The 25,925-nt window shown below is 36.8% G+C and carries 24 protein-coding genes; 20 read left to right on the top strand and 4 right to left on the bottom strand.

The genetic code is table 11. The features are described 5' to 3' along the window. The first annotated feature begins 93 nt into the window (after positions 1 to 93). The 3 genes from EUC40_RS03970 to EUC40_RS03980 all read left to right on the top strand — a co-directional run bounded on the left by EUC40_RS03970 (position 94) and on the right by EUC40_RS03980 (position 2,351). Positions 94 to 1,407, top strand: a complete 1,314-nt coding sequence (locus tag EUC40_RS03970; protein WP_069356286.1) for a DRTGG domain-containing protein — start codon at positions 94 to 96, stop codon at positions 1,405 to 1,407. A gap of 197 nt (positions 1,408 to 1,604) precedes the next feature. Continuing rightward, positions 1,605 to 1,907, top strand: coding sequence for a hypothetical protein (locus EUC40_RS03975; protein ID WP_156573777.1), 303 nt, complete (start codon positions 1,605 to 1,607; stop codon positions 1,905 to 1,907). 180 nt (positions 1,908 to 2,087) lie between these two features. Next, complete coding sequence (locus EUC40_RS03980) at positions 2,088 to 2,351, top strand: DUF3949 domain-containing protein (protein WP_000093750.1); 264 nt, start codon at positions 2,088 to 2,090, stop codon at positions 2,349 to 2,351. Between the two features lie 7 nt (positions 2,352 to 2,358). Here the strand turns inward: EUC40_RS03980 and EUC40_RS03985 are convergent, their stop codons facing one another. After that, positions 2,359 to 2,664: a YtpI family protein gene (locus EUC40_RS03985; RefSeq protein ID WP_001144781.1), complete on the bottom strand. Its 306-nt coding sequence runs from the start codon at positions 2,662 to 2,664 to the stop codon at positions 2,359 to 2,361. A 240-nt stretch (positions 2,665 to 2,904) separates the two neighbouring features. Between EUC40_RS03985 and EUC40_RS03990 the strand changes: the two genes are divergently transcribed. Next, on the top strand, positions 2,905 to 3,837 hold the full coding sequence (locus EUC40_RS03990; protein ID WP_208814643.1) for a DHH family phosphoesterase: 933 nt from the start codon (positions 2,905 to 2,907) through the stop codon (positions 3,835 to 3,837). Positions 3,838 to 3,888: 51 nt separating this feature from the next. On the opposite strand, the gene ytrI is transcribed toward EUC40_RS03990, so the two are convergent. Beyond that, the gene (gene ytrI / locus EUC40_RS03995; RefSeq protein WP_001265741.1) at positions 3,889 to 4,392 is read right to left on the bottom strand and encodes a sporulation membrane protein YtrI; all 504 of its coding nucleotides are present in this window, start codon (positions 4,390 to 4,392) and stop codon (positions 3,889 to 3,891) included. After that, entirely contained in the window at positions 4,389 to 4,802 is a 414-nt protein-coding gene (locus EUC40_RS04000) for a YtrH family sporulation protein (RefSeq protein ID WP_002019462.1), read from the bottom strand. The genes ytrI and EUC40_RS04000 overlap by 4 nt, the downstream gene beginning before the upstream one ends. A 42-nt stretch (positions 4,803 to 4,844) precedes the next feature. Here EUC40_RS04000 and dnaE point away from each other — a divergent pair, with 42 nt between their 5' ends. The 8 genes from dnaE (at position 4,845) to EUC40_RS04040 (ending at position 15,673) form a co-directional block, all read left to right on the top strand. Then, positions 4,845 to 8,171 carry a DNA polymerase III subunit alpha gene (gene dnaE, locus EUC40_RS04005; RefSeq protein ID WP_156573782.1) on the top strand — a complete coding sequence of 1,109 codons (3,327 nt, stop codon included), beginning with the start codon at positions 4,845 to 4,847 and terminating at the stop codon, positions 8,169 to 8,171. 133 nt (positions 8,172 to 8,304) lie between these two features. Further along, positions 8,305 to 9,513, top strand: a complete 1,209-nt coding sequence (gene ystJ, locus EUC40_RS04010) for an NADP-dependent malic enzyme (protein WP_165613782.1) — start codon at positions 8,305 to 8,307, stop codon at positions 9,511 to 9,513. Between the two features lie 14 nt (positions 9,514 to 9,527). Next, positions 9,528 to 10,172 (top strand): FadR/GntR family transcriptional regulator, encoded by a 645-nt coding sequence (locus tag EUC40_RS04015; RefSeq protein ID WP_071710383.1) that lies wholly within the window; start codon positions 9,528 to 9,530, stop codon positions 10,170 to 10,172. Positions 10,173 to 10,357: 185 nt separating this feature from the next. Continuing rightward, the gene (gene accD / locus EUC40_RS04020; protein ID WP_071710384.1) at positions 10,358 to 11,227 is read left to right on the top strand and encodes an acetyl-CoA carboxylase, carboxyltransferase subunit beta; all 870 of its coding nucleotides are present in this window, start codon (positions 10,358 to 10,360) and stop codon (positions 11,225 to 11,227) included. Further along, positions 11,215 to 12,189 carry an acetyl-CoA carboxylase carboxyl transferase subunit alpha gene (gene accA / locus EUC40_RS04025; RefSeq protein WP_000818792.1) on the top strand — a complete coding sequence of 325 codons (975 nt, stop codon included), beginning with the start codon at positions 11,215 to 11,217 and terminating at the stop codon, positions 12,187 to 12,189. Before accD ends, accA begins: the two co-directional genes overlap by 13 nt. 128 nt (positions 12,190 to 12,317) lie before the next feature. Continuing rightward, a complete protein-coding gene (gene pfkA / locus EUC40_RS04030) occupies positions 12,318 to 13,277 on the top strand; it encodes a 6-phosphofructokinase (RefSeq protein ID WP_071710385.1) in 960 nt (319 codons plus the stop codon). A gap of 53 nt (positions 13,278 to 13,330) precedes the next feature. Then, positions 13,331 to 15,088 (top strand): pyruvate kinase, encoded by a 1,758-nt coding sequence (gene pyk, locus EUC40_RS04035; protein ID WP_071710386.1) that lies wholly within the window; start codon positions 13,331 to 13,333, stop codon positions 15,086 to 15,088. A 195-nt stretch (positions 15,089 to 15,283) separates the two neighbouring features. Next, positions 15,284 to 15,673 carry an FxsA family protein gene (locus EUC40_RS04040; RefSeq protein ID WP_156573784.1) on the top strand — a complete coding sequence of 130 codons (390 nt, stop codon included), beginning with the start codon at positions 15,284 to 15,286 and terminating at the stop codon, positions 15,671 to 15,673. A 481-nt stretch (positions 15,674 to 16,154) separates the two neighbouring features. Here EUC40_RS04040 and ytvI read toward each other — a convergent pair whose 3' ends face one another. Further along, the gene (gene ytvI / locus EUC40_RS04045) at positions 16,155 to 17,273 is read right to left on the bottom strand and encodes a sporulation integral membrane protein YtvI (RefSeq protein WP_071710388.1); all 1,119 of its coding nucleotides are present in this window, start codon (positions 17,271 to 17,273) and stop codon (positions 16,155 to 16,157) included. A 421-nt stretch (positions 17,274 to 17,694) separates the two neighbouring features. Between ytvI and EUC40_RS04050 the strand changes: the two genes are divergently transcribed. From EUC40_RS04050 to phoR, 8 genes are all read left to right on the top strand, one after another. After that, positions 17,695 to 18,156: a DUF441 domain-containing protein gene (locus EUC40_RS04050; RefSeq protein WP_000625507.1), complete on the top strand. Its 462-nt coding sequence runs from the start codon at positions 17,695 to 17,697 to the stop codon at positions 18,154 to 18,156. Between the two features lie 387 nt (positions 18,157 to 18,543). Then, positions 18,544 to 19,692 carry a citrate synthase gene (gene citZ, locus EUC40_RS04055; RefSeq protein ID WP_002019455.1) on the top strand — a complete coding sequence of 383 codons (1,149 nt, stop codon included), beginning with the start codon at positions 18,544 to 18,546 and terminating at the stop codon, positions 19,690 to 19,692. Positions 19,693 to 19,852: 160 nt separating this feature from the next. Further along, entirely contained in the window at positions 19,853 to 21,145 is a 1,293-nt protein-coding gene (icd, locus tag EUC40_RS04060; RefSeq protein WP_000206898.1) for an NADP-dependent isocitrate dehydrogenase, read from the top strand. 20 nt (positions 21,146 to 21,165) lie between these two features. After that, the gene (gene mdh / locus EUC40_RS04065) at positions 21,166 to 22,104 is read left to right on the top strand and encodes a malate dehydrogenase (RefSeq protein ID WP_000153237.1); all 939 of its coding nucleotides are present in this window, start codon (positions 21,166 to 21,168) and stop codon (positions 22,102 to 22,104) included. A gap of 216 nt (positions 22,105 to 22,320) precedes the next feature. After that, a complete protein-coding gene (locus EUC40_RS04070; protein WP_000914178.1) occupies positions 22,321 to 22,794 on the top strand; it encodes a MaoC family dehydratase in 474 nt (157 codons plus the stop codon). Positions 22,795 to 22,888: 94 nt separating this feature from the next. Next, positions 22,889 to 23,125 carry a hypothetical protein gene (locus tag EUC40_RS04075; RefSeq protein WP_151626179.1) on the top strand — a complete coding sequence of 79 codons (237 nt, stop codon included), beginning with the start codon at positions 22,889 to 22,891 and terminating at the stop codon, positions 23,123 to 23,125. 162 nt (positions 23,126 to 23,287) lie between these two features. Beyond that, positions 23,288 to 24,007, top strand: coding sequence for a two-component system response regulator PhoP (gene phoP / locus EUC40_RS04080; RefSeq protein ID WP_071710392.1), 720 nt, complete (start codon positions 23,288 to 23,290; stop codon positions 24,005 to 24,007). Next, positions 24,000 to 25,763: a sensory box histidine kinase PhoR gene (phoR, locus tag EUC40_RS04085; protein WP_156573786.1), complete on the top strand. Its 1,764-nt coding sequence runs from the start codon at positions 24,000 to 24,002 to the stop codon at positions 25,761 to 25,763. Before phoP ends, phoR begins: the two co-directional genes overlap by 8 nt. Positions 25,764 to 25,925 lie beyond the last annotated feature (162 nt).

Consider the following 25,925-nt stretch of genomic DNA (forward strand, 5'->3'; position numbering starts at 1 on the left):
ATACAAAGAGAGAGTGTAACAGTTTTGAAAATATAGTATACTGAAAATACAACACATGAAGAATTTAGGGAAAAGAAAGTATGGTGAAACCATTTGGCTACCAAGCATAACCAAATTTTAGAACATATTAATAGCCTGCCAGTAGGCCATAAAATTTCTGTAAGGCAAATTGCGAAAGATTTGAGTGTAAGTGAAGGGACAGCTTACCGTGCAATTAAAGATGCAGAAAATAAAGGATATGTTAGTACAATTGAACGTGTCGGAACAATTCGAATTGAACAAAAGAAGAAAGAAAATATCGAAAAACTGACATATGCAGAAGTCGTTAACATTGTCGACGGTCAAGTACTTGGGGGCAGAGAAGGACTACATAAAACATTAAATAAATTCGTAATCGGAGCTATGAAATTAGAAGCGATGATGCGCTATACAGAAGCTGGGAATTTACTCATTATTGGTAACCGTACGAATGCACATCAATTAGCGCTAGAAACTGGAGCCGCTGTATTAATTACGGGCGGATTTGATACGGAAGATCATGTGAAGAAATTAGCAGACGAATTAAAGCTGCCGATTATTTCAAGTAGCTACGATACATTTACGGTTGCGACGTTAATTAACCGTGCAATTTATGACCAACTTATTAAGAAAGAAATTGTACTCGTTGAAGATATTTTAACGCCAATTGAAGAAACGTTATATTTAAAGCCAAATGATACTGTACAGCAATGGCATGCATATAACGAAGAGACAATGCACGGAAGATATCCAATTGTTGATGAAAATAAAAAGGTGCTAGGAATCGTAACTTCAAAAGATATGATCGGTGTAGCGAAAGAAACATCAATTGATAAAGTAATGACAAAACACCCAATTACAGTGAACGGTAAAATGTCTGTCGCAGCTGCGGCACGTATGATGGTGTGGGAAGGAATTGAATTACTTCCTGTCGTTGAGGAAGGAAATAAACTGCAAGGTATCATTAGCCGTCAAGATGTACTTCAGGCACTGCAAATGATTCAACGTCAGCCACAAGTTGGAGAAACAATTGATGATATTGTAACGAATCAATTTATGACGCCAAAAGAAGCGAAAAATGAGCATCTATATCAATTTTCAGTGACGCCGCAAATGACGAATTCAATCGGAACGCTATCTTACGGTGTATTCGCAACGATTGTGACGGAAGCAACGAATCGCGTTATTCGTGCGCAAAAGAAGAGCGATTTAATTGTTGAAAACTTAACGATTTATTTCGTAAAACCAGTTCAAATTGATAATGTTGTATCGGTTCATCCGAAAGTATTAGAGATTGGACGTAAATTTGGTAAGGTTGATGTAGAAGTGCATCATGAAGGTAATGTTGTTGGAAAAGCATTACTTATGGTGCAGTTAATTGATAAATAAAAAGATGGAGCAGGCCACTTTGGTTTGTTCCATCTTTTTTTAGAAGATACAGTAGGGCGTTTTAAAATTTAGTTATCAATTGAATCTATTATGTTTTGAATTGCAAAAGAGAAAATTAAACACGTTCTGTTTCATATTTATAAGTAAGGGCACGCAATAATTTGCAGTTGTTTGAACAATAATTGTGGAGGTGTCGAATGGGAGTGATATTTTTCTTTTTAGGTTTAATATTTGTAATTACTGTTCATGTATTAACTCATAGAATAATGGATTCAAATAAAAAGAAATTGTATGTAATAAGTTTGATTTTCGCTATTATTTGTTCCTTTATCCATACAACTGGAGAAAATAAGAGCGATTTTCTTTACTTTGGTATACCAGCAGAAAATTTCATTTATTATGGCGGATGGGAAATTTCGTTTAATCCATTAGGCTTTTTCTTTAATTTTATTTTGTTTTATTGGATGTTGAAGCTATTACTTAAGCTGCGTAAGACTTGATATTGAACCTATTAAAAGGAATCCTGGAAATTTTACTCGGCGATATATTCAGTATGCTGAAGGGTAATTATACGGTGAGACAATTGTATGGATAAAAAACAGAATATTAATTTAATTAGAGTTTACACTATGCTATAATTGTATTGTAAGAAAATGGATTTTGGGAAGGTGGTATGCAATATGTCATCAGAAGTGCTCTTTTTTGGTGGAATCGCACTATTTTACTTTCTTGTGATGATACCGTTTCAATATTTATACTTACAAGGTTTACATGAAAAAAAGAAACGAACAGGATTATCTCAGCGAGAACTATATGAAAAAATGTCTTTTGAAGAAGAACAATTACATTTTCACGTACAAGGGAACCCATTTAATATACCTTCAGCTTTTGTTGCATATATGATTTTAAAAGTTAGAGGACGTAAAAAAGCATCACAATGTTGATGCTTTTTTACGTTGCTTCATAAGCTTCTGCTTCTTTAACTGCTAATGGTAAGAAATGTTTGTATTGGCGAAATCCATTAAATGCACTTGCGCTACCAAATAAAACGAATAGAACACCGACGATCATACGGGCAGTTGAAAGTTCTAAAAAGAATTGGTTTATCCCGAAGAATAAGACGAATGAACCGAGTGCCATTGCGGATTTTCCTGAGAGCCAACCTTTCTCCATTGGGCGGTTTGTACGAAAGTATTTTGTTTTGTAGAAGAGGTACAACATAAATGAGACGATAATACAGAAGACTAATACTGGCATAATACACACTCCCATCGCTTTGTGAAAAATAATAGTGGAGAAAAAAGAAATATCTAAACTTTCTAACTTTTATTATAAAGCAATTGTTCGCATGTATGAAATACTTTCCGTTATAATGGAGGATAAAGTGAAACTTTCATTCGTGTGAGGATGTTTCCACGCACGAATGATTAGCCCAGACCAATTGGGCTTTTACTGCACGTTAAAGTGAAGAAGTTGAATGAAAAGGAGATTATACATATGCATGAGCAAATTTTAGGAGCAATTAAAGAGTTCGATACGATTATTATTCATCGTCACGTGCGTCCGGATCCAGATGCGTTAGGTTCACAGGGCGGTCTTAGTACAATTCTACAAGAATCGTTTCCAGAGAAAAATATTTATACGGTTGGGTACAATGAACCGTCACTAGCATACTTACGAGTAATGGATGATATTGAAGATAGTGTATATGAAAATGCACTTGTTATCGTATGTGATACTGCAAACCAAGAACGTGTTGACGATCAGCGCTATACAAAAGGGAAGATGTTAATTAAAATTGATCATCATCCAAATGAAGATCCGTACGGAGATATTACGTGGGTAGATACGACAGCAAGTTCTACAAGTGAAATGATTTATGAGTTTTACAGTTATGGCAAAGATAAAGGATTAAAGATAACAAAAGAAGCAGCTCGCCTTATTTTAGCAGGAATTGTTGGAGATACAGGTCGTTTCTTATTCCCGAATACAACAGCGAAAACACTTTGTTATGTAAGTGAGCTTGTTGATATGGATGTGAAATTCACAGATTTATACAATGAAATGTATAAGACAAAAGAAAAAATCGCTCGTTTAAACGGATATATTTTACAAAACTTTACGATGGTAGAAGAAGGAGCGGCTTACATTAAGCTAACGAAAGAAGTATTAGAAGAGTTTGATGTACTTCCTTCTGAAGCATCTGGTGTTGTCGGAGCGCTTGGTAATATTGACGGATTAAAGGCGTGGGTTCTGTTTTTAGAGGAAGACGATGTGATTCGTGTTCGTCTTCGTTCAAAAGGACCAGTTATTAATAAATTAGCAATGCAATATAACGGCGGAGGGCATCCGATGGCCTCAGGTGCAAAAGCATCTTCTTGGGAAGAAGCGGATCGTCTGTTTGCTGATTTATGTGAGATTTGTAAATAAGAAATTATATGTTAGAACGAAAAGAAGGAGTGGCGTTAAAGCCCTCCTTCTTTATTTTTCTTTCTCTATCGCAATGCTAATTTCGAGCACGGTATCAAAAGATATTGTATCGACTTTAAAACGATATAGACGATCGTAATGTTTATACGTTTTATTTTCGATTGCTTTTTTGAGTAGGTCTTTATTTTTTGCGATACTTTGAATGTTTTTCGTTAAAAGATGTTGAAGATCATTATGGATAGAAGTGGTCATATTTTCGAGTGTAAGGTTGTCTAAATCATATTTTTCTCGATTTATAATTTTTATTTTAATCTCTTGGATGGTTAAGAGTCGTTTGTTTTCTGTGTTCAATTTCTCTTGATCTTCGAGAAGGACGTGGAGTTTGGCTTCTTGCTTTTCTATAATTTCTCGTTGCTGTGCTATTTTACTAGATTGTTCTTGTTGAAAAACACCGTATATGTACAAAAAAACAAACCAACTCAACACGCCTCCAACAGCAGCACCAGCTAAAACTAAATACCATCTTTTAGCTGTATTAGCACTTGGTACTCTCATACATGTTCCTGCGTTAGCCATTTAATAATAATAAGACCAGTTTGCATACCGCCAGTTGCGAAAAAAATAAGGAGAATTTGTTTTACGATATCTTTCATGTCTCCGCCAAAAAAACTTCTTTCAAAGCTATAAAAAGTATCAAATGTTCCGCCAATTGCTGCAACAAGTGCCCAAATTCTTAAATTTTGAGCAAATTGATTAATATATGTTAGAGCTGGTTTCCCGATAAGAAATGCACCAAATCCACCAATTAATGAACCGCCAAGTATAACCCCAAAGGCAATAAAATAACTAATAATAAGCAGAGAGAAAAAAGTATGTTCTCTTACATCCATCGTCATTCCCCTTTCTTCTTCATATATATGGACAAAGTATAAGAAGTATGTTTTGATTTCCGCTTTCCTCTTCACCTATAATAAAAGTAGTCAAATAGGTAAAGAGAGGGTACAACAGTGAAGTTTGTGCATTTACAATGTCAAACCGTTTTTAGTTTATTAAAAAGTGCTTGTAAAATTGATGAGCTTGTAGTCAGGGCAAAAGAGCTTGGTTTTTCATCGCTGGCTATTACGGATGAAAATGTTATGTATGGCGTTATTCCATTTTATAAAGCATGTAAGAAAAATGGTATACAGCCTATTATCGGCTTAACAGCTTCTATTTTTAGTGAGGAAGAAGAAAGGTCTTATCCGCTTGTCTTACTTGCTGAAAATGAAATAGGCTATCAAAATTTATTAAAGATTTCTAGTAGCATTATGACGAAATCAAAAGAAGGTATTCCGAAGAAGTGGTTGGCGCATTATGCGAAAGGGCTAATTGCAATTTCGCCAGGGAAAGATGGGGAAATTGAACAGTTATTATTAGAAGACAAAGAGAGTCAAGCTGAAGAAGTAGCTCGCACATATCAAAATATGTTTGGCGATTTTTATATAAGTTTGCAGCATCATGCGATTCAAGATGAGCTGCTTTTACAAGAGAAGCTACCTGAATTTATTAATAAGGTAAACATTCCAGTCGTTGCAACAAATGATGTACGTTATATCAATCAAAGCGATGCGCTTGTTCATGAATGTTTATTGTCTGTTGAAGGTGGAACGAAAATGACTGATCCAGATAGGCCGAGGCTGAAAACGGATCAATATTATTTAAAGTCATCAGATGAAATGGGAGCACTATTTTCTCAAGCAGAAGAAGCCATTTATAATACAGTAAAAATCGCAGAACGTTGTCATGTAGAAATACAGTTTCATGTAAATCAATTACCGAAATATCCTGTTCCATCTAGCGAAACGAATGATACGTATTTGCGCCGTGTTTGTGAAGAAGGTATGCGTAAACGATATGGTGCGCCCAAAGAAGTGCATATAGCGCGTTTGAATCATGAATTAAATGTCATTTCTAGCATGGGATTTAGTGATTATTTCCTTATCGTATGGGATTTTATGAAATACGCGCATGAAAATCATATTTTAACAGGACCAGGCCGTGGATCCGCTGCTGGCTCACTCGTTTCGTATGTATTAGAAATTACTGATATTGATCCGATTGAATACGATTTATTATTTGAGAGATTTTTAAATCCCGAACGTGTGACACTTCCAGATATTGATATCGATTTTCCAGATATAAGACGTGATGAGATGATTCGATATGTGAAAGATAAATATGGTCAGCTTCGTGTTGCGCAAATTGTAACGTTTGGTACGCTTGCGGCGAAAGCGGCAATTAGAGACATTGCACGTGTAATGGGGCTGCCGCCAAGAGATATTGACATATTTTCAAAACTTATCCCATCAAAGCTTGGTATAACGTTAAAAGATGCTTATGAAGAGTCACAATCGCTTCGTGAGTTTATTCAAGGGAATCTTTTGCATGAACGTGTATTTGAGATTGCAAAGCGTGTAGAAGGCTTACCACGTCATACGTCTATTCATGCAGCTGGCGTTATTATGAGTCAAGAACCATTAACGGGAAGTATAGCAATTCAAGAAGGGCATAACGATGTTTATGTTACACAATATCCGGCTGATGCATTAGAAGAACTCGGGTTGCTTAAGATGGACTTTTTAGGGTTACGTAATTTAACGTTACTTGAAAATATTATAAAGTTTATCGTGAAAAAAACGGGGAAACAAATTGATATAAGAAAGTTACCTCTTCAAGATGAAAAGACATTTCAATTGCTAGGAAGAGGGGATACAACAGGCGTATTTCAGCTAGAGTCAGGTGGTATGCGAAATGTGCTTCGCGGGTTAAAGCCGAATGAATTTGAAGACATCGTCGCTGTTAACTCGTTGTACAGACCAGGACCGATGGAACAAATTCCAACCTTTATTGAATCGAAGCATGGAAAAAGAAAGATTGAATATTTACATCCGGATTTAAAACCGATTTTAGAAAGAACATACGGTGTAATTGTATACCAAGAACAAATTATGCAAATTGCCTCAAAGTTAGCTGGATTTTCGCTCGGAGAAGCAGATTTATTGCGCCGTGCAGTGAGTAAAAAGAATCGTGACATTTTAGATCAGGAACGTAAGCATTTTGTGCAAGGTTGTTTAAAAAACGGTTATGAAGAGACATCTGCAAATAAAATTTACGACTTAATTGTAAGATTTGCAAATTACGGTTTTAACCGAAGTCATGCTGTAGCTTACAGTATGATTGGATATCAACTCGCCTACTTAAAGGCGAATTATACGCTGGAATTTATGACGGCATTATTATCAAGTGCAATTGGAAATGAAGATAAGATTGTGCAGTATATACGAGAAACGAAGCGGAAAGGTTTTCACGTTTTGCCACCGTCTCTGCAAAGAAGTGGTTACAACTTCCAAATAGAAGGAAACGCAATACGTTACAGTTTACTTTCCATTCGAAATATCGGAATGGCTACGGTGACGGCATTACTCGAAGAACGCGAGAAAAAAATGTTCGAAGATTTATTTGAATTTTGTCTTCGTATGCCATCAAAGTTTGTAACAGAGCGAAATTTAGAAGCATTCGTCTGGTCGGGATGTTTCGACGATTTTGGTATTTCGAGAACAAACTTATGGAAAAGCCTTAAAGGAGCATTAGAGTACGCTAATCTTGCACGTGATTTAGGAGATGCTGTTCCAAAATCAAAATACGTACAAGGAGAAGAGCTATCTTTTATTGAACAATTAAATAAAGAAAAAGAAGCACTTGGGTTTTATTTATCAAGTTATCCGACAGCGCAGTATGTGAAGTTAGGAAAAGAATTAGAAATTCCATCTCTCGCTCAGGCGATGCGACATAAGAAAAAAGTACAAAGAGCTATCGTGTATATAACAAGTGTGAGAGTGATTCGTACGAAAAAGTTGCAAAAGATGGCGTTTATTACATTCTGTGATCAAAATGATGAAATGGAGGCGGTTCTCTTCCCGGAAACGTATATACATTTCTCAGACAAGTTACAAGAAGGAGCAATTGTTTTAGTTGACGGTACGATCGAGCTAAGAAATCATAAGCTGCAATGGATCGTAAATGGACTCTATCCGTTAGAAGAAATGGATGCTTATGAAGAAAAGAAAGATGCATCGGTTTATGTAAAATTACCATCTCAGTATGAGAAAAAGCTTTTAAATCAGGTTACCAAAATATTGTTTGACTATTCAGGTTTTGCGAAAGTACTAATTTATTATGAAAAGGAACATAAAATGGTACAATTATCTCGAAGTTTATCAATTCATCCAAGTGAAGAATGTCTAGGAGCACTTCGTGAAATTGTCGGGGAAGAAAATGTAGTTGTGAAAATATAATGGACAATTTCCCTACACTTCGATTATTATAGTAGTAGTGTTCGTGGTCAGACCACTTGGAGAAATTGATATCAGCCAGAATAATTTGAGGAGAGTGGATAGTTTGTCAACACTTCGTGAAGAAGCACTTCACATGCATAAAGTGCATCAAGGAAAATTAGAAACGGTATCAAAAGTAAAAGTAGAAAATGCAAAAGATTTAAGTCTTGCATATTCTCCAGGGGTTGCAGAGCCTTGTAAAGAAATTTATGACGATAAAAGTAAGGTATATGAATATACGATGAAGGGAAATATGGTAGCAGTTGTGACAGATGGAACAGCTGTACTTGGTCTTGGAAACATTGGACCTGAAGCATCTCTTCCTGTAATGGAAGGTAAAGCTGTATTATTCAAGAGCTTTGCTGGTGTAGATGCATTCCCAATTGCCTTAAATACAAACGATGTAGATAAAATTGTTGAAACTGTAAAATTAATGGAGCCAACTTTTGGCGGCGTTAACTTAGAAGATATCGCAGCACCAAACTGCTTCATTATCGAAGAACGTTTGAAAAAAGAAACAAATATTCCTATCTTCCATGATGATCAACACGGAACAGCTATCGTAACAGTAGCGGGTCTTGTGAACGCACTGAAATTAGTTGGAAAGAAAATGTCTGACATTAAAGTTGTTGCAAATGGCGCAGGTGCAGCAGGTATTGCAATTATTAAACTTCTATATCGCTATGGTGTACGTGATGTTATTATGTGTGACCGTAAAGGCGCGATCTACGAAGGTCGTCCTACAGGTATGAATCCGGTTAAGGATGAAGTTGCAAAATATACGAATAAGAATCGTATTGAAGGTTCTTTAGCTGATGTTGTACAAGGTGCGGACGTATTTATTGGTGTATCTGCAGAAGGTGCATTAACAGAAGAGATGGTTCGTACAATGAATGACGATGCAATTATTTTTGCAATGGCGAATCCAGTTCCAGAAATTATGCCAGAATTGGCAAAAGCAGCGGGCGCAGCTGTTGTTGGAACAGGTCGTTCTGACTTCCCAAACCAAGTAAATAATGTACTAGCGTTCCCTGGTATTTTCCGTGGAGCACTTGATGTACATGCGACACAAATTAACGAAGAAATGAAGATGGCAGCTGTACAGGCCATTGCAGAGCTTGTAGCAGAAGATGAGTTAAATGCAGACTATATCATTCCAGCACCGTTTGACGCGCGTGTAGCGCCTCAAGTAGCGGCTTATGTTGCGAAAGCTGCAATGGAGACAGGAGTAGCTCGCCGTCAAGTAGATCCAAATGAGATCGCTGAGAAAACAAAACAATTAGCGCTGATTGGTAAAGAATAAGCGAGGAATTTCCATTGACATCATCAAACACAAAAGTATATCTCGAAATTGTAAAAAAAATCCGTTCTATTATGGAAGAGGATGGATTGGTAGCGGGAGATCGTTTGCCGTCTGAGCGTGAGTTAAGTTCACGCTTAAATGTCGGACGCTCCTCTGTAAGAGAAGCATTGCGTGCTCTAGAACTTGTAGGGTTAATTGAAACGAGACGTGGTGAAGGGACGTTTATTCGAAACTTTTATGATAACGGTCTTGTACAATTAATCGCTCCATTTTTATTGCAAGATGAGAAGACAATTCGTGATTTATTGCAAACAAAACGATTGCTTGAAAAAGATATGATTCGAATTGTATGTAATTTACCGAAAGAAACGTTTTCTAAAGTGCTAAGGAAATTAGATCAAGTACTTGAAGGAAATGAAAGCTCAATTCCAACGCTTCATCAAACATTCTTTAAAACACTTATTGAACAAGTCGATAATTATTTACTATATCGCATTTGGATGATCGTAAATGATTATGTAGCAACTCTTTCTTGTGAGGTTTCAGGAGACTCTATTGATTTGTATAGAAAGCTTTATGCGACTTTGGAAGGAAAACAAGAAAATGATGCACTAAAAATTTACGATGAATTAGTAGAGAATATACAGTTTCACTCGTAATGTATAAAATTTGTCGAAATGACCATGACACGTTATGACAAACATTCTACCGCATAGCGGTTAAAGTTAAACGTAAAGAGAGAGGTTATTAGACAGATTGAGAAGATAAGGCTAACATCAGACTTTGGTGTTAGCCCCATTTTCTTCTTACGCTAACCTTAGCTCTCAACGAAGGGGGTCAAATTGTGCTAAGAGATTTATTCGTGAAAAAGAAAAAGTACGCTGCAATACCTTCAGAACAAGTACGGAAAGATGTACCAGATGGCGTTATGACAAAATGTCCGAAATGTAAAAAAATCATGTATACGAAAGAGCTTTTAAAAAATTTAAAAGTATGTGTGAACTGTGGATATCATCATCCTATGAATGCGTGGGAACGTCTTGATAGTATATTGGACGAAGGGTCATTCCGTGAGTATGACAAAGAAATGGTTTCATTAAATCCACTCGAGTTTCCTGGATATGAGGAGAAATTAGAGAGCGATCGTAAGAAGACTGAATTAAACGAAGCGGTTGTAACTGGTGAAGGAACAATTGATGACATGCTTGTTGTTGTTGCAGTAATGGATTCTCGTTTTCGAATGGGGAGCATGGGCTCTGTAGTAGGAGAAAAAATTGCCCGTGCGGTTGAAAAGGCATACGACTTACAAGTTCCATTTATTATCTTTACTGCTTCGGGTGGTGCCCGTATGCAAGAAGGGATATTAAGTTTAATGCAAATGGCAAAAACAAGCGTAGCTTTGAAAAAGCATAGTAATGCAGGAGGATTATTTATTTCTGTTATGACTCATCCAACGACGGGCGGGGTTTCAGCGAGTTTCGCTTCACTTGGTGATTATAATCTTGCAGAACCAGGCGCACTTATCGGATTTGCCGGTAGACGTGTAATTGAACAAACCGTGCGTGAGAAACTACCGGAGGACTTCCAAACGGCAGAATTCTTACTAGACCATGGTCAATTAGATGCGGTTGTGCATCGTGATGATATGAGAGAATCACTTCGCAAGATTTTAGAAGTTCATCAAGGAGGGGAAATGGCTGTATGGCAGAGCTAGAATTTGAGAAACCAGTTGTTGAGCTAAGAAATAAGATTCGTGAACTGAAAGACTATACGAAAAACAGCCAGATGGACTTCAGTGAGGAGATTCGTATTTTGGAAGACAAGCTAGAAAATTTAGAGGAAGATATATACGGCAATATGAAAGTATGGGACCGTGTTCAAATTGCTCGTCATGCAGAACGACCGACAACGCTCGATTATATTGAGCACTTATTTACTGATTTTTTCGAATGTCATGGAGATCGTCTATTTGGCGATGATGCAGCGATTGTCGGTGGCATTGCGAAATATAAAGGGATGCCTGTAACTGTAATTGGGCATCAACGCGGAAAAGATACGAAAGAAAATATTCGCCGTAATTTTGGGATGCCTCATCCAGAAGGGTATCGAAAAGCATTACGTTTAATGAAGCAGGCGGAAAAGTTTAATCGTCCAATTATTTGTTTTATTGATACGAAAGGGGCTTATCCTGGTAAAGCTGCTGAAGAACGTGGTCAAAGTGAAGCTATCGCCCGCAACTTATTTGAAATGGCAGGCTTAACGGTACCTGTTATTTGTATCGTTATCGGCGAAGGTGGTAGTGGTGGCGCGCTAGGCCTTGGAGTAGGGGATTACATTCATATGCTAGAAAATTCCACTTATTCTGTTATTACACCAGAGGGTGCAGCGGCAATTCTTTGGAAAGATGCAGGAAAAGCAAAGGAAGCTGCAGAGGCGATGAGAATTACAGCAGCAGATTTGAAAGAATTAGGTGTAATTGACGAAATTATTCCAGAGGCAAAAGGTGGAGCACACCGTAATATTTTAAAACAGTCAGAAAATATCGACTTAATGATTAGAAAAACTTTTGAACAATTAAACGGAATTTCGAAAGATGAATTAATCGAAAAACGTTATGAAAAATATATGAAAATTGGGCAAGTTTCGTTTTCAAACGCTTCCATTTGGATAAAATAAGAAAAACGTGCGTTCCACTTCGCGAATGCACGTTTTTATTATGAAAAGACACATCTTCTCCATTGTAATTTTATATTTTTTCGTGTTATTTTATTATAAGGCAAATAATCTTTATGAGGTGAGTACAAATGAAACGTATTGGTGTATTAACAAGTGGTGGAGATTCACCTGGTATGAATGCTGCCATTCGTGCAGTTGTTCGTAAAGCGATTTTCCATGATATTGAAGTATATGGTATTTACCATGGATACGCTGGATTAATTTCTGGTCATATTGAAAAATTAGAGCTTGGTTCTGTTGGCGATATTATCCACCGCGGTGGTACAAAATTATATACAGCAAGATGTCCTGAGTTTAAAGATCCAGAAGTACGACTAAAAGGTATCGAGCAATTAAAGAAACACGGTATCGAAGGACTTGTTGTTATTGGTGGAGATGGTTCTTACCAAGGTGCTAAAAAATTAACTGAACAAGGATTCCCATGTGTTGGTGTACCAGGTACAATCGACAATGATATTCCTGGAACAGACTTCACAATTGGTTTCGATACAGCTTTAAATACTGTTATTGATGCAATTGATAAAATCCGTGATACAGCTACATCTCATGAACGTACATATGTTATCGAAGTAATGGGACGTCACGCTGGTGATATCGCATTATGGGCTGGTTTAGCTGATGGTGCAGAAACAATCTTAATTCCAGAAGAGAAGTATGACATGGAGGATGTTATCGCTCGTCTGAAACGTGGTAGTGAACGTGGTAAAAAGCACAGTATTATCGTTGTAGCTGAAGGTGTTGGAAGTGCAATTGACATCGGTAAGCACATTGAAGAAGCAACAAACTTTGATACTCGTGTAACGGTATTAGGTCACGTACAACGTGGTGGATCACCAAGTGCACAAGACCGTGTATTAGCAAGTCGTCTTGGCGCAAGAGCAGTTGAATTGTTAATTGCTGGTAAAGGTGGACGTTGTGTTGGTATTCAAGATAACAAACTTGTTGATCATGACATCATCGAAGCGTTAGCTCAAAAGCATACAATCGATAAAGATATGTATCAATTATCTAAAGAATTATCCATCTAATTGGCTTAATGTCAGATATTTGGGAACGGTTTCATAAATTTCGGAGGTGCAATATGCGTAAAACTAAAATTGTATGTACTATAGGTCCTGCTAGTGAAAGTATTGAGAAATTAGAACAATTAATGGAAGCTGGTATGAACGTTGCTCGTTTAAACTTCTCTCACGGTAGCCATGAAGAACACGGCGCTCGTATTAAAAACATTCGTGAAGCGTCAAAGAAAACTGGTAAAACAGTTGGTATCTTACTTGATACAAAAGGTCCGGAAATCCGTACTCACGACTTCGTAGACGGACAAGCTGAGCTTGTAACAGGTGCAGAAGTAGTTCTTTCTACTGAGCAAGTATTAGGTACTGCTGAGAAGTTCTCTGTATCTTATGCTGGTCTTTATGACGATGTAGATCCAGGTTCTCGTATTCTAATCGATGACGGTCTTATCGAACTAGAAGTAATCGAAAAAGCTGACGGAAACATCCGTACAAAAGTTCTTAACAGTGGAACTGTAAAAAATAAAAAAGGTGTTAACGTACCAAACGTAAGCATTAAGCTTCCTGGTATCACTGAAAAAGACGTAAAAGATATCATTTTCGGTATCGAGCAAAAAGTTGATTTCATCGCAGCTTCATTCGTTCGTAAAGCATCTGACGTATTAGAAATCCGTGAATTATTAGAAGAGCATAACGCTCAATACATCCAAATCGTACCAAAAATCGAAAACCAAGAAGGTATCGACAACATCGATTCAATCTTAGAAGTTTCTGACGGTTTAATGGTAGCTCGTGGTGACATGGGTGTAGAAATTCCACCAGAAGAAGTACCGTTAGTACAAAAACGTCTAATCAAAAAATGTAACGTGTTAGGTAAACCAGTTATTACTGCAACACAAATGTTAGATTCTATGCAACGTAACCCACGTCCAACTCGTGCGGAAGCAAGTGACGTAGCTAACGCAATCTTTGATGGTACAGATGCAATCATGCTTTCAGGTGAAACAGCTGCTGGACAATACCCAGTAGAAGCAGTAACAATGATGGCTAACATTGCAGTGCGTGTTGAAAAATCATTACAATATGAAGATATGTTCAAAAAACGTATTAAAGAGTTCACTCCAACAATTACAGATGCAATTAGCCAATCTGTTGCACATACAGCGCTTGCTCTTGATGTAGCTGCAATCGTAGCTCCAACAGAAAGTGGATATACTGCGAAAATGATCTCTAAATACCGTCCGAAATCTCCAATCGTAGCTGTAACATCTGACGAGCAAGTAGGACGTCGTCTTGCACTTGTTTGGGGTGTACAAGCATTTATGGCTGAGAAGCGTGCAGCTTCTACTGACGAAATGTTAGATACAGCAATTCAAACAGGTATGGACGCAGGTCTAATCGGACTTGGAGACACTGTGGTAATCACTGCTGGCGTTCCAGTTGCTGAAACTGGTACAACAAACTTAATGAAAATCCACGTTGTTGGTGAAGAAGTTGCTAAAGGACAAGGAATCGGTCGTAAAGCTGCAAAAGGTAAAGTAGTTGTAGCGAAAACAGCTGCTGAAGCTGTAGCGAACGTAAACAAAGGTGATATCCTTGTTACAACAAGCACAGATAAAGATATGATCCCTGCAATCGAAAAAGCTGCAGCTTTAGTTGTAGAAGAAGGCGGTCTAACAAGCCACGCGGCTGTTGTAGGCGTATCAATCGGTATTCCTGTTATCGTTGGTGTAAACGGCGTAACAGCAACTTTAAAAAATGGCCAAGAAGTAACAGTTGATGCAGCACGCGGAATTGTTTATAATGGACATGCGGAAGTGCTATAAGTAATACGGAGAGAAGGATCGGAGTCCTTCTCTTTTTTTTACACAAAAATGGAGTGTAAATAGCTTGAGACGCCTGAAAATGCGTAGGGAAACCGTTTGTTATGAGGGTTAACGGGAAAGGTAGTTTCGTTTCTGAAAGGCTTGTATCGGCATTGTGAAGGCGTTAAAAACGAAGTGTAAAAGAGGTGTGGAACTATGAAATGGTTGTTATTCTTGTTGATTTTAATACCGGCGATTGAGATTACGGTATTAATTGGATCGAGTCATATAATAGGCCTATGGTCTACGTTCGCTATGATTGTATTTACTGGTGTTGTAGGTGTATATTTAGCGAAAAAACAAGGATTTAAAGTGCTTAGAGAGATTCAATCTAAGTTGAATAGAGGAGAAATGCCAGGTGCGGCGGTACTAGATGGTATTTTTGTGTTTGTAGGAGGGATTCTTTTAGTGCTTCCTGGCTATGTAACGGATGTAATGGGGTTTATTTTTGTTATCCCTATTACGAGGGCTTTGTTGAAACCGCTTGTTATGAAATGGATGGAATGGAAGTTTAGAAAGAACTCTACTATTATTGTTCAGAAATAGTGCTTAGATTATATCAATCTAAGCACTATTTTTTTTGTTCAGCCAGAGGGTGAGTGATAGGGATGGGGGAAACTGTGGATGGAAGCTTTAATTTAGTATATTTGTTGTGTATTTTTGTTTGGATTCGATTATACATATGATTTTAGCTGTTATTAGTTTTCGTATATAAAGGGTCGATCGGTACGAAGTTGTTAAACAAGGATAGGGAAATTGTTAATGGAAGGCCTCTTTCATACATTTTTGTATATTTATTCATTTACATAAAAAGTAATAAATGTAAGTAATAATTATGAAATAAATAGAATAAAAATGTATTTTTGGTTAGAAAATGCGTTTTTTTATGCAAAAAATAAGAGAATTATCCTTTTCTAGGGGCAATTCTCTTTCTACATGTAGTTTGTATGAAAAATAAGTACAAGGAATAAACAGTGGGAATTTCCCACTGTTTATAGCCTGATTTTTTTGTGTGAATTAGAAATTATTATTTTGAAGGTGAACCTTTAATATATTTCCACAAGTCATGGAATACATGGGCTTTGTGTAATGTATTAAGTAGTACTAATGTGACTGGACCGATGATTAATCCTAAGAAACCAAAGAGCTTAAAGCCAACGAATAGAGCGATCAGTGTCGCTAATGGATCGAGGCCGATATTAGAGGAAAGTACTTTAGGCTCCATAATTTGTCTTTGGACAATCACGACGATGTATAAAATGAGAAGACCAATGGCGAATGCTGTGTCGCCAGTGAAAAATACGTATATAACCCAAGGAACGAAGACGGCTCCTGTTCCTAAATATGGGAGTAAATCTACAACACCTGTAATAATCGCGATAGTAATCGCGTATGGCACGCGTAAGATTAAAAGACCGATTAGTACAATAACAGTAGTCATAGATACGAGTGTAAGTTGCGCTTTAACAAAACCGAACAGCGCTTTTCTTAAGTCGACAAAAATCGTTTTTCCGTAGCCATGAACACGATTTGGTAGCAATTTTCTTGCTTTCTGAGCAAGGCGATGCCAATCGTAACTAATGAAGAAAGTAGCTAATAAAACGAATACAAGGACAGTTAAAGTCGTTGGTAGTGCACTAATGAAATTTGTTAATCCGCTTATAATGGCGGTTAAGAGTTCCTTCATTTGTGTTGTTGCTTCGGTTCCTAAGTTTTGAATGTTTTGCGTAATCGTATAGCGCTGTGGTTCTCCGAGATGATTAAATTTAGAGATTAAATCATCGTAGAGAGGCATAATATGATTAAGTGCAAATTGCTGAGCGAATGTAACAATGTCAGGAAACTTTACTGTAACAATTTGTAGTAAGTATGTTGTGGCGGATATTGCTTCCGTTACAAGGTATGTAACAAGTCCGACGATAGCTCCGAATACGAGAATTAAGCTAACGAGTACTGCCAGTGCGCGAGGGAATTGTAGTTTTTGATTAAGGAAATTGACGACAGGATTAATCAAATAAGCAAATGCAAAAGCGATAATAAAAGGATAGATAAGCCCTGACGTGTATAGCAATACATAGAACCCAACTACCGTTGCTACAATGACAAATATGAGTCGCAATATCATATATAGTAAGTTTCGGTTCAAAGATGTATACCTCCCATTCCAATTTGGATTATCCTAATTCGTCCAACTTATAACGAGTGTGATGCACTGATTAAATTTTCACTTTATGTTATAGTGGAATGATGGATTTAGCCTGCTTTTTCAGTACATGAACGACTGTGAAAGCTTGTTGACGATGCTTCTACTATATGGTAAAAACTTCATTTTCTCTTCTTTTTATTTTACCTGTTTCTTATTAGAAAAGAAAGGAGAGACGACCGTTTTCAAAAATGTATACATGCTGTAAATTTTTTTGATGAAAGTCTCATTTTTCAATTTTAAAATGCAAAAAAAATTGAATGTGTTATCGATAAATAGGCATCCGTATATCATGTATAACGATAGGTTTAAAGGTATTTTTGTTTGGAAACGAGTTCATTATTTTCAGAAAGGAAGTGTAATCATGATTAGTCAGTCGACGTTATTTTTATTCATACTACTTATCATAGGACTTATTGCGAAAAATCAATCGCTTACTGTAGCAATTGGTGTGTTGTTTTTATTGAAGTTTACGTTTTTAGGAGATAAAGTCTTTCCTTATTTACAAACGAAAGGGATTAACCTCGGTGTAACAGTCATTACAATCGCGGTACTCGTACCGATTGCGACGGGAGAAATTGGTTTTAAACAACTTGGAGAAGCGGCGAAATCGTATTATGCGTGGATTGCTTTAGCTTCAGGGGTAGCGGTTGCTTTGTTGGCAAAAGGCGGCGTGCAATTATTGACGACGGATCCTCATATTACAACTGCGCTTGTTTTTGGGACAATTATAGCGGTAGCCTTATTTAATGGGGTTGCTGTAGGTCCGTTAATTGGGGCTGGAATTGCCTATGCGGTTATGAGTATTATACAGATGTTTAAATAAGGAATTTTATAGTAATATAAAAATTTTGAATTCTTTCTGTTCACAAAAGTCAGATAATTGTTTATAATAGGATTAGAAACTTTGAAAAGTTACATAACAGCAGAGACTTTACACCAGATAAAATAAAAACAACATAAAACAATTTTATAATGATATTGTTTTATGTTGTTTTTATCATAAAACTCTTCGGAATTTATTTTCCTCACTAACTTGTTGTTTTGAGCGTGAGGATTCGGGGAGACATTCACGCTCATGCTTTCCATGTAGGTAATGGACATTAAGAGGGGAACATCGCAAAAAATTTGCATGATCGTGCATTTTGCTTGCCTAAAGAGTGAACGGGCGTTCATAATTTATAAGGGGAGCAAATAGATATAAGGAGCAAGGTTGGGAGAATTTTCAGGAAAAGGAGAGAATGTCATGACTGTTATTCGAGGTTTAGAAGGGGTAGTAGCAACAACATCATCTGTGAGCTCTATTATTGATGATACATTAACTTATGTTGGGTATAATATTGATGATTTAGCTGAGAATGCTACATTTGAAGAAGTAGTGTACTTATTATGGCACCGCAAGCTTCCTAATGAAAAAGAACTAGCGGAATTTAAAGATACTGTATCTGAATACTATAAAGTTCCAGGTGAGATTTTAACATATTTGAAACAAGTAGATTTAAAAATTGCGCATCCGATGTCTGTTTTACGAACTGCAATTTCCATGCTATCATTATACGATGAGAGCGCTGAAATTATGGATGGAAAGTCTAATTATTTGAAAGCGGTTAAATTACAGGCTCAAGTGGGAACTTTAATTGCTGCTTATGCAAGAATCCGTAAAGGCTTAGACGTTGTTGAGCCGAGAAAAGATTTATCATTAGCTGCAAACTTCTTGTACATGTTAAATGACCGCGAGCCAAATGAAGTTGAAATTGAAGCTTTTGATAAGGCGCTTGTACTTCATGCGGATCATGAGTTAAACGCTTCTACATTTACTGCACGTGTTTGCGTAGCTACACTTTCAGATGTATATTCTGGTATTACAGCAGCAATTGGTGCATTAAAAGGTCCTCTTCACGGCGGGGCAAATGAAAATGTAATGAAGATGTTAACTGAAATTGGCGAAGAAGAAAATGTAGAATCATATATTCATAATGCTCTTCAAAATAAAGTGAAAATTATGGGATTTGGCCACCGTGTATATGAGCATGGTGATCCACGCGCAAAACATTTACGTGAAATGTCTAAGAGATTATGCGTGCTTTTAGGAGAAGACAAATGGTATAATATGTCTATCAAAATTGAAGACATTGTAACAAAAGAAAAAGGTCTTCCACCAAATGTTGATTTCTATTCAGCTTCTGTATACCATTGTTTAGGAATTGACCATGACTTATTTACACCTATTTTTGCAATTAGCCGTATGTCAGGCTGGTTAGCTCATATTCTAGAACAATATGAAAACAACCGTTTAATCCGTCCGCGTGCTGATTATAATGGACCAACACATCAAGTGTATGTTCCAATTGCACAACGATAAGCGAAAAACACTATTTCGATAGTGAAAATACGCTTTCAAAAGTCTGATTTTTTCGGGAAGATGTAATGATTAGAATATTTTAATTTTACTAACGGTTTGAACTGAGGGGTTATTCCCTCAGTTTCATACATATGAAATTTCAAACATGGGGGTTATCACATTGACAACAGGTGAAAAAATTACTGTAACTAATGGTGTTATGAATGTACCAAACAATCCGATTATTCCATTTATCGAAGGAGATGGAATTGGTCCTGATATTTGGGCAGCTGCATCTCGCGTACTAGAAGCAGCAGTTGAAAAAGCTTATGATGGTGAGAAGAAAATCGTTTGGAAAGAAGTGCTTGCAGGGGAAAAAGCATTCAACCAAACAGGCGAGTGGTTACCAGAAGAGACTTTAAATTTAATCCGTGAATATTTAATCGCGATTAAAGGCCCGCTTACAACTCCAGTTGGCGGTGGTATTCGTTCTCTAAACGTAGCGCTTCGTCAAGAATTAGATTTATATGTATGTCTACGTCCAGTTCGTTATTTTGAAGGTGTTCCTTCACCTGTAAAACGTCCGGAAGATACTGATATGGTTATTTTCCGTGAAAATACAGAAGACATTTATGCTGGAATTGAATATGCACAAGGATCTCCAGAAGCAGAAAAAGTTCTTGCTTTCTTAAAAGAAGCAATGGGTGTTAATAAAATCCGCTTCCCAGAAACATCTGGTATTGGTATTAAGCCGATCTCAGAAGAAGGGACAAAGCGTCTTGTTCGTGCTGCAATTCAATATGCAATTAACGAAAAACGCTCTTCTGTTACATTAGTTCATAAAGGAAACATTATGAAATTTACAGAAGGTGCCTTCAAAAACTGGGGTTACGAAGTAGCGGAACAAGAATTCGGCGATAAAGTATTTACTTGGGCTGAATATGATCGTATCGTTGAAAAAGATGGAAAAGATGCAGCGAATAAAGCGATGGCAGACGCTGAAGTGGCTGGAAAAATCATCGTAAAAGATTCTATTGCAGATATCTTCTTACAACAAATTTTAACTCGTCCACGTGAGTTCGATGTTGTAGCAACAATGAACTTAAACGGAGACTACATCTCTGATGCACTTGCTGCACAAGTAGGTGGAATTGGTATTGCACCTGGTGCAAACATTAACTATGTAACTGGACATGCTATCTTTGAAGCTACACATGGTACAGCTCCAAAATATGCAGGCTTAGATAAAGTAAACCCATCTTCTGTTCTTCTTTCTGGTGTATTATTATTAGAGCACTTAGGATGGAACGAAGCTGCGAAATTAGTAACAGCTTCAGTTGAGAAAACAATTGCATCAAAAGTAGTAACATACGACTTCGCTCGTCTAATGGAAGGCGCAACAGAAGTGAAATGTTCTGAGTTCGCTAATGAACTTATTAAAAACATGGATGTAGCGATAATCAAAAACGCATAATTAAAGCGGGGGGGTAAAATATGACAATCAAACGCAAGAAAGTTTCAGTCATCGGTGCAGGATTTACAGGAGCAACAACAGCATTCTTATTAGCACAAAAAGAACTTGCAGATGTTGTATTAGTGGACATTCCACAGCTGGAAAATCCAACAAAAGGGAAAGCGTTAGATATGTTAGAAGCGAGCCCAGTACAAGGTTTTGATGCTAACATTATTGGAACATCTGATTACGCAGATACTGCTGATTCTGACGTTGTCGTTATTACAGCGGGTATTGCGCGTAAGCCTGGTATGAGCCGTGATGACTTAGTAGCAACAAACTCTAAAATTATGAAAAGTATTACGCGCGACATTGCAAAACATTCACCAAATGCAATTATTGTTGTATTAACAAATCCAGTTGATGCAATGACATATTCTGTATTTAAAGAGGCAGGATTCCCGAAAGAACGTGTAATCGGTCAATCGGGCGTATTAGATACAGCTCGTTTCCGTACATTCATTGCGCAAGAATTAAATCTTTCTGTGAAGGACATTACAGGATTTGTTCTTGGTGGACACGGTGACGATATGGTACCTCTTGTACGTTATTCTTATGCAGGTGGCATTCCGTTAGAAACGTTAATTCCGAAAGAGCGTTTAGAGGCAATTGTAGAACGTACACGTAAAGGTGGCGGCGAGATTGTAGGCTTATTAGGAAACGGTAGTGCATATTACGCACCAGCTGCTTCTTTAGTTGAAATGACAGAGGCGATCTTAAAAGATCAACGCCGTGTATTACCAGCTATTGCGTACCTTGAAGGTGAATATGGTTATAGTGACCTTTACTTAGGGGTACCAGTAATTTTAGGTGGTAACGGAATTGAACAAATTATTGAGTTAGAACTTCTTGCAGAGGAAAAAGAAGCGTTAGATCGCTCTGTAGAATCTGTACGTAACGTTATGAAAGTTCTTGTTTAATAATTAAATATAAGCGGAAAAAGATTCGGGGCCCCGAATCTTTTTCTACTATTTATTGAAATGTTTTTTTGAAATAATATGAAAACGCTGTCATTTGGTGTATCCTATAATGAAACTATAGACTTATACTATATATTGCCCTCATCACAGTAAATTTCGGATAAGGTATCGCTTTTAGTAGGATAATAAGGTGAAAAAATCGGAGGGGGTTGTAACATGTTAAAGAAAAAAGTTCAAATTGGTCGTAAAATGGATGAAATTACAGTAGGAGAGAAATTATCTATCACTGAAAAAATTGAGGATAAAGATTTGTTATTGTACTTAGGGTTAACGAATGATGCCAATCCATTATATATTCAGCATGATTACGCATCCCAAACTCCGTATGAAAAGCCGATTGTACCAAGCATTATGCTAACTGGAATGATTACAACGGCAGTTACGAAATATTTACCAGGTCCAGGTAGCCATATTACTAGGAAGGACCTTACGTTCGTGAAGCATGTTCACCATTATGAAACGTTACAAATCCACTTTGAAGTAGTGGCTGTTTCTGAGGAGGAACATACAATTGATATGCTTGTATCTGCTCATGATGAAAAAGGAGATACTGTTGTGAAAGGCTCATTAACAGTAACACCACCTTATAAATCTGTTTCCATTATGGAAAAAGCATTGGATAATTTTTAAAAGATGAAAGTTAGAATGATATAAAAGTAGTGCTAGTCATATTCTTATTAAGAATATGCTAGCGCTATTTTTTTTTGGGGAAGGTGATATAGCTGTGAAATGGAAAAGGGAAGACAGAATCTTTGAAACGATAAGAGAAGCTGAAGTGTGGGCCGATTCGATCGCGAATGAAATGTATGGAAGAGTATTTGATGGATATGAAACACCAGATTATAAAATAGCGTATGCTCTTTCGTTTTTCCTAGCGCAAAATCAAGATTTTACAGTTCATACGGAAGTGAGCTTTAAAGAAGAGAGAGAAATCTATAAAGTTTGGCAAAATCCTGTGTAGTTGCAGGTGAGGTGTAATTACGTCTATTTTCTCAATTTTACACAAACAAACTCCATGAATAGACAATTATATTGAGGGGGAACCTGTTTTCTAGTATGATGAGAATAACGGGGAAAATACTAGGATGAAGAAGGTTTCAAGTCTATAACTTGGAGGAAAAGAATGAACAATCGTATTTTAGTAGTTGATGATGAGGAGTTTATCTTAACTTTAATTGAATTTAATTTACAACAAGCTGGTTTTGAAGTTATAACAGCGATGGATGGAGAAATGGCGCTTCAAAAGGCGACAACAGAACGTCCGGATTTAATTATATTAGATTTAATGCTTCCGAAAATGGATGGTATGGAAGTTTGTAAAGAATTACGATTGCAGCGTATCATGACGCCGATTTTAATGTTAACAGCAAAAGATGATGAGTTTGATAAGGTGCTAGGTCTTGAACTTGGGGCAGATGATTATATGACGAAGCCATTTAGTCCGAGGGAAGTAGTTGCTCGTGTGAAGGCGATTTTGCGTCGTACGAAATTGCAACAAGAAGAACAAGTTGCAGAAGCGCCAGATGAAGATAGCATCATAATTGCAGAACTTAAAATTTTACCAGAGTTTTATGAGGCTTATTTCCAAGGAAGAAAGCTTGAATTAACACCAAAAGAATTTGAACTACTTGTTTATCTTGCGAAAAATAAGAGTCGCGTATTGACGCGTGATCAATTATTAAGTGCTGTATGGAATTATGATTTTGCTGGTGATACACGAATTGTTGACGTTCATATTAGTCATTTGCGCGATAAAATTGAACAAAATACGAAAAAACCGACGTACATTAAAACGATACGTGGTTTAGGATATAAATTAGAGGAGCCAAAAGGGGATGAATAAATTTCGTTCCAGGCTTCTTTTTACATTTGTTTCTCTCATTGTGTTTATTTTAGTTGGACTAGGTTTATTGCTAGAAACTGTTTTTGAAAACTACTATATAAATCATGCTAAAGAGAGAATGGTAAAAGAGACAGAGTATGTTGCCGTATTAGCAGAAGAACAAGGTTTCGATGATGTTTTAAAAAATCCGTATGTATTTGAAAAGTTGGAAGAGAAAATACCAGCTTCTATTCTATTTGTGGATGAAAAAAATAAAGTTCAATATAGCAAAGGGCAACAATCTGCTTTTAGCCAAGAGATGGTCAAAGAACTTTCCTCTGAAACAGCGAAGCAAAAAAATAAAGTGATTACGAAAGAAACGGATCAAAAGAATGAGTTTTATCATGTTGTATTCGTTCAGGATGTAGAAGGAAAACAAGGATATATTTTGGTGAAAAGTACAATTGATACATTGAGGGATGTTCACCAGAAAACGTGGGGATTATTAATCATTGGATTTGTCATCGCTTGTCTCGTAGTTGTATTCTTGGGTATGAAAATTACAGGGCAATATATTAGACCGATTGAATCCGTTACGAAAGTTGCAATTGAATTAGCGAAGGGGAATTATAAAGCGCGTGCATACGAAAGTCATTCGGATGAAACAGGAATGCTGAGTAAAGCAATTAATATTTTAGCGCGTAATTTACAAGAGATGACGCTTGAGCAAGAAATGCAACAAGACCGCCTGCATACATTAATTGAAAATATGGGAAGTGGAATGATTCTAATCGATAGCCGCGGTTATATAAACCTTGTAAACCGTTCGTATAAGGAGACTTTCCACGTAACAGACGAAGAATATTTAGATCGTTTATACTACGAGTCGTTTCATCATACAGAAATTATAGAGCTAGTGGAAGAAATCTTTATGACAGAAGTGAAAGTGCGTAAACAAATGTTGTTACCACTTGGAATTGAGCGAAAGCATTTTGAAGTATATGGAGCGCCAATTATTGGGACAAACCATGAATGGAAAGGAATTGTTCTCGTATTCCATGACATTACTGAGTTGAAGAAATTAGAACAAATGAGAAAAGACTTCTTAGCGAATGTTTCTCATGAACTAAAGACACCGATTACTTCTATTAAAGGTTTTTCAGAAACACTCTTGGACGGAGCGATGGATAATAAAAAGTTCTGCGAACATTTCTTGCATATTATTTTAAAAGAAAGTGAGCGTATGCAAGGTTTAATTGAAGATTTATTAGATTTGTCAAAAATCGAGCAACAAGGGTTTAAATTAAATATGGGAACCGTTGATATGAAGGGGCTTCTTGAAGATATTCATATGGTGCTTAATAATAAGGCGGGCGAAAAAGAAATCTCTTTACAAGTGGATGTATTAAAACGTGTTTCTGTCATTGGAGATCCGAGTCGATTGAAACAGATCTTTATTAATTTAATTAATAATGCAATCGTATATACACCTGCTGGAGGCGTTGTTTCTGTAGAGTTAGCAGAAGATAAATATAATGCTTACATAAAAGTATCGGATACTGGAATTGGTATTAGTAAAGATGAAATTCCGCGTATTTTTGAACGCTTTTACCGAGTGGATAAAGCGAGAAGTAGAAATACTGGTGGTACAGGCCTTGGATTATCGATTGTAAAACATTTAGTTGAGGCGCATCACGGTACAATTACAGTGGATAGCGAAGTTGGAGAAGGGACAACATTTACGGTTGTTTTACCAAAATCAGCAACTGATAAATAGGATGATGGATGTTTACAATATATTAACAATGGCTTAATTAAATATTAATAAAGCTCTGTTAATATAATAGATGAAAACCCCTTCATCCAAGGAGTAATTTTGGACGAGAGTAGTTGTGCTATTCTCGTCACTTCCCTTTATGCCAATATAAGCCGATTTTAT

Origin of the sequence: Bacillus luti (assembly GCF_009739945.1) — a bacterium.
GTDB lineage: Bacteria > Bacillota > Bacilli > Bacillales > Bacillaceae_G > Bacillus_A > Bacillus_A luti.

Coding starts and splice junctions, on each gene's coding strand:
- EUC40_RS03990 (WP_208814643.1), top strand. CDS start 2,905: ATGCATGAGCAAATTTTAGGAGCAATTAAAGAGTTCGATACGATTATT.
- pfkA (WP_071710385.1), top strand. CDS start 12,318: ATGAAACGTATTGGTGTATTAACAAGTGGTGGAGATTCACCTGGTATG.
- EUC40_RS04040 (WP_156573784.1), top strand. CDS start 15,284: ATGAAATGGTTGTTATTCTTGTTGATTTTAATACCGGCGATTGAGATT.
- pyk (WP_071710386.1), top strand. CDS start 13,331: ATGCGTAAAACTAAAATTGTATGTACTATAGGTCCTGCTAGTGAAAGT.
- EUC40_RS03985 (WP_001144781.1), bottom strand. CDS start 2,664: ATGCCAGTATTAGTCTTCTGTATTATCGTCTCATTTATGTTGTACCTC.
- EUC40_RS03975 (WP_156573777.1), top strand. CDS start 1,605: ATGGGAGTGATATTTTTCTTTTTAGGTTTAATATTTGTAATTACTGTT.
- ytrI (WP_001265741.1), bottom strand. CDS start 4,392: ATGAGAGTACCAAGTGCTAATACAGCTAAAAGATGGTATTTAGTTTTA.
- phoR (WP_156573786.1), top strand. CDS start 24,000: ATGAATAAATTTCGTTCCAGGCTTCTTTTTACATTTGTTTCTCTCATT.
- ystJ (WP_165613782.1), top strand. CDS start 8,305: ATGCATAAAGTGCATCAAGGAAAATTAGAAACGGTATCAAAAGTAAAA.
- EUC40_RS03980 (WP_000093750.1), top strand. CDS start 2,088: ATGTCATCAGAAGTGCTCTTTTTTGGTGGAATCGCACTATTTTACTTT.
- EUC40_RS04070 (WP_000914178.1), top strand. CDS start 22,321: ATGTTAAAGAAAAAAGTTCAAATTGGTCGTAAAATGGATGAAATTACA.
- EUC40_RS04050 (WP_000625507.1), top strand. CDS start 17,695: ATGATTAGTCAGTCGACGTTATTTTTATTCATACTACTTATCATAGGA.
- mdh (WP_000153237.1), top strand. CDS start 21,166: ATGACAATCAAACGCAAGAAAGTTTCAGTCATCGGTGCAGGATTTACA.
- accA (WP_000818792.1), top strand. CDS start 11,215: ATGGCAGAGCTAGAATTTGAGAAACCAGTTGTTGAGCTAAGAAATAAG.
- phoP (WP_071710392.1), top strand. CDS start 23,288: ATGAACAATCGTATTTTAGTAGTTGATGATGAGGAGTTTATCTTAACT.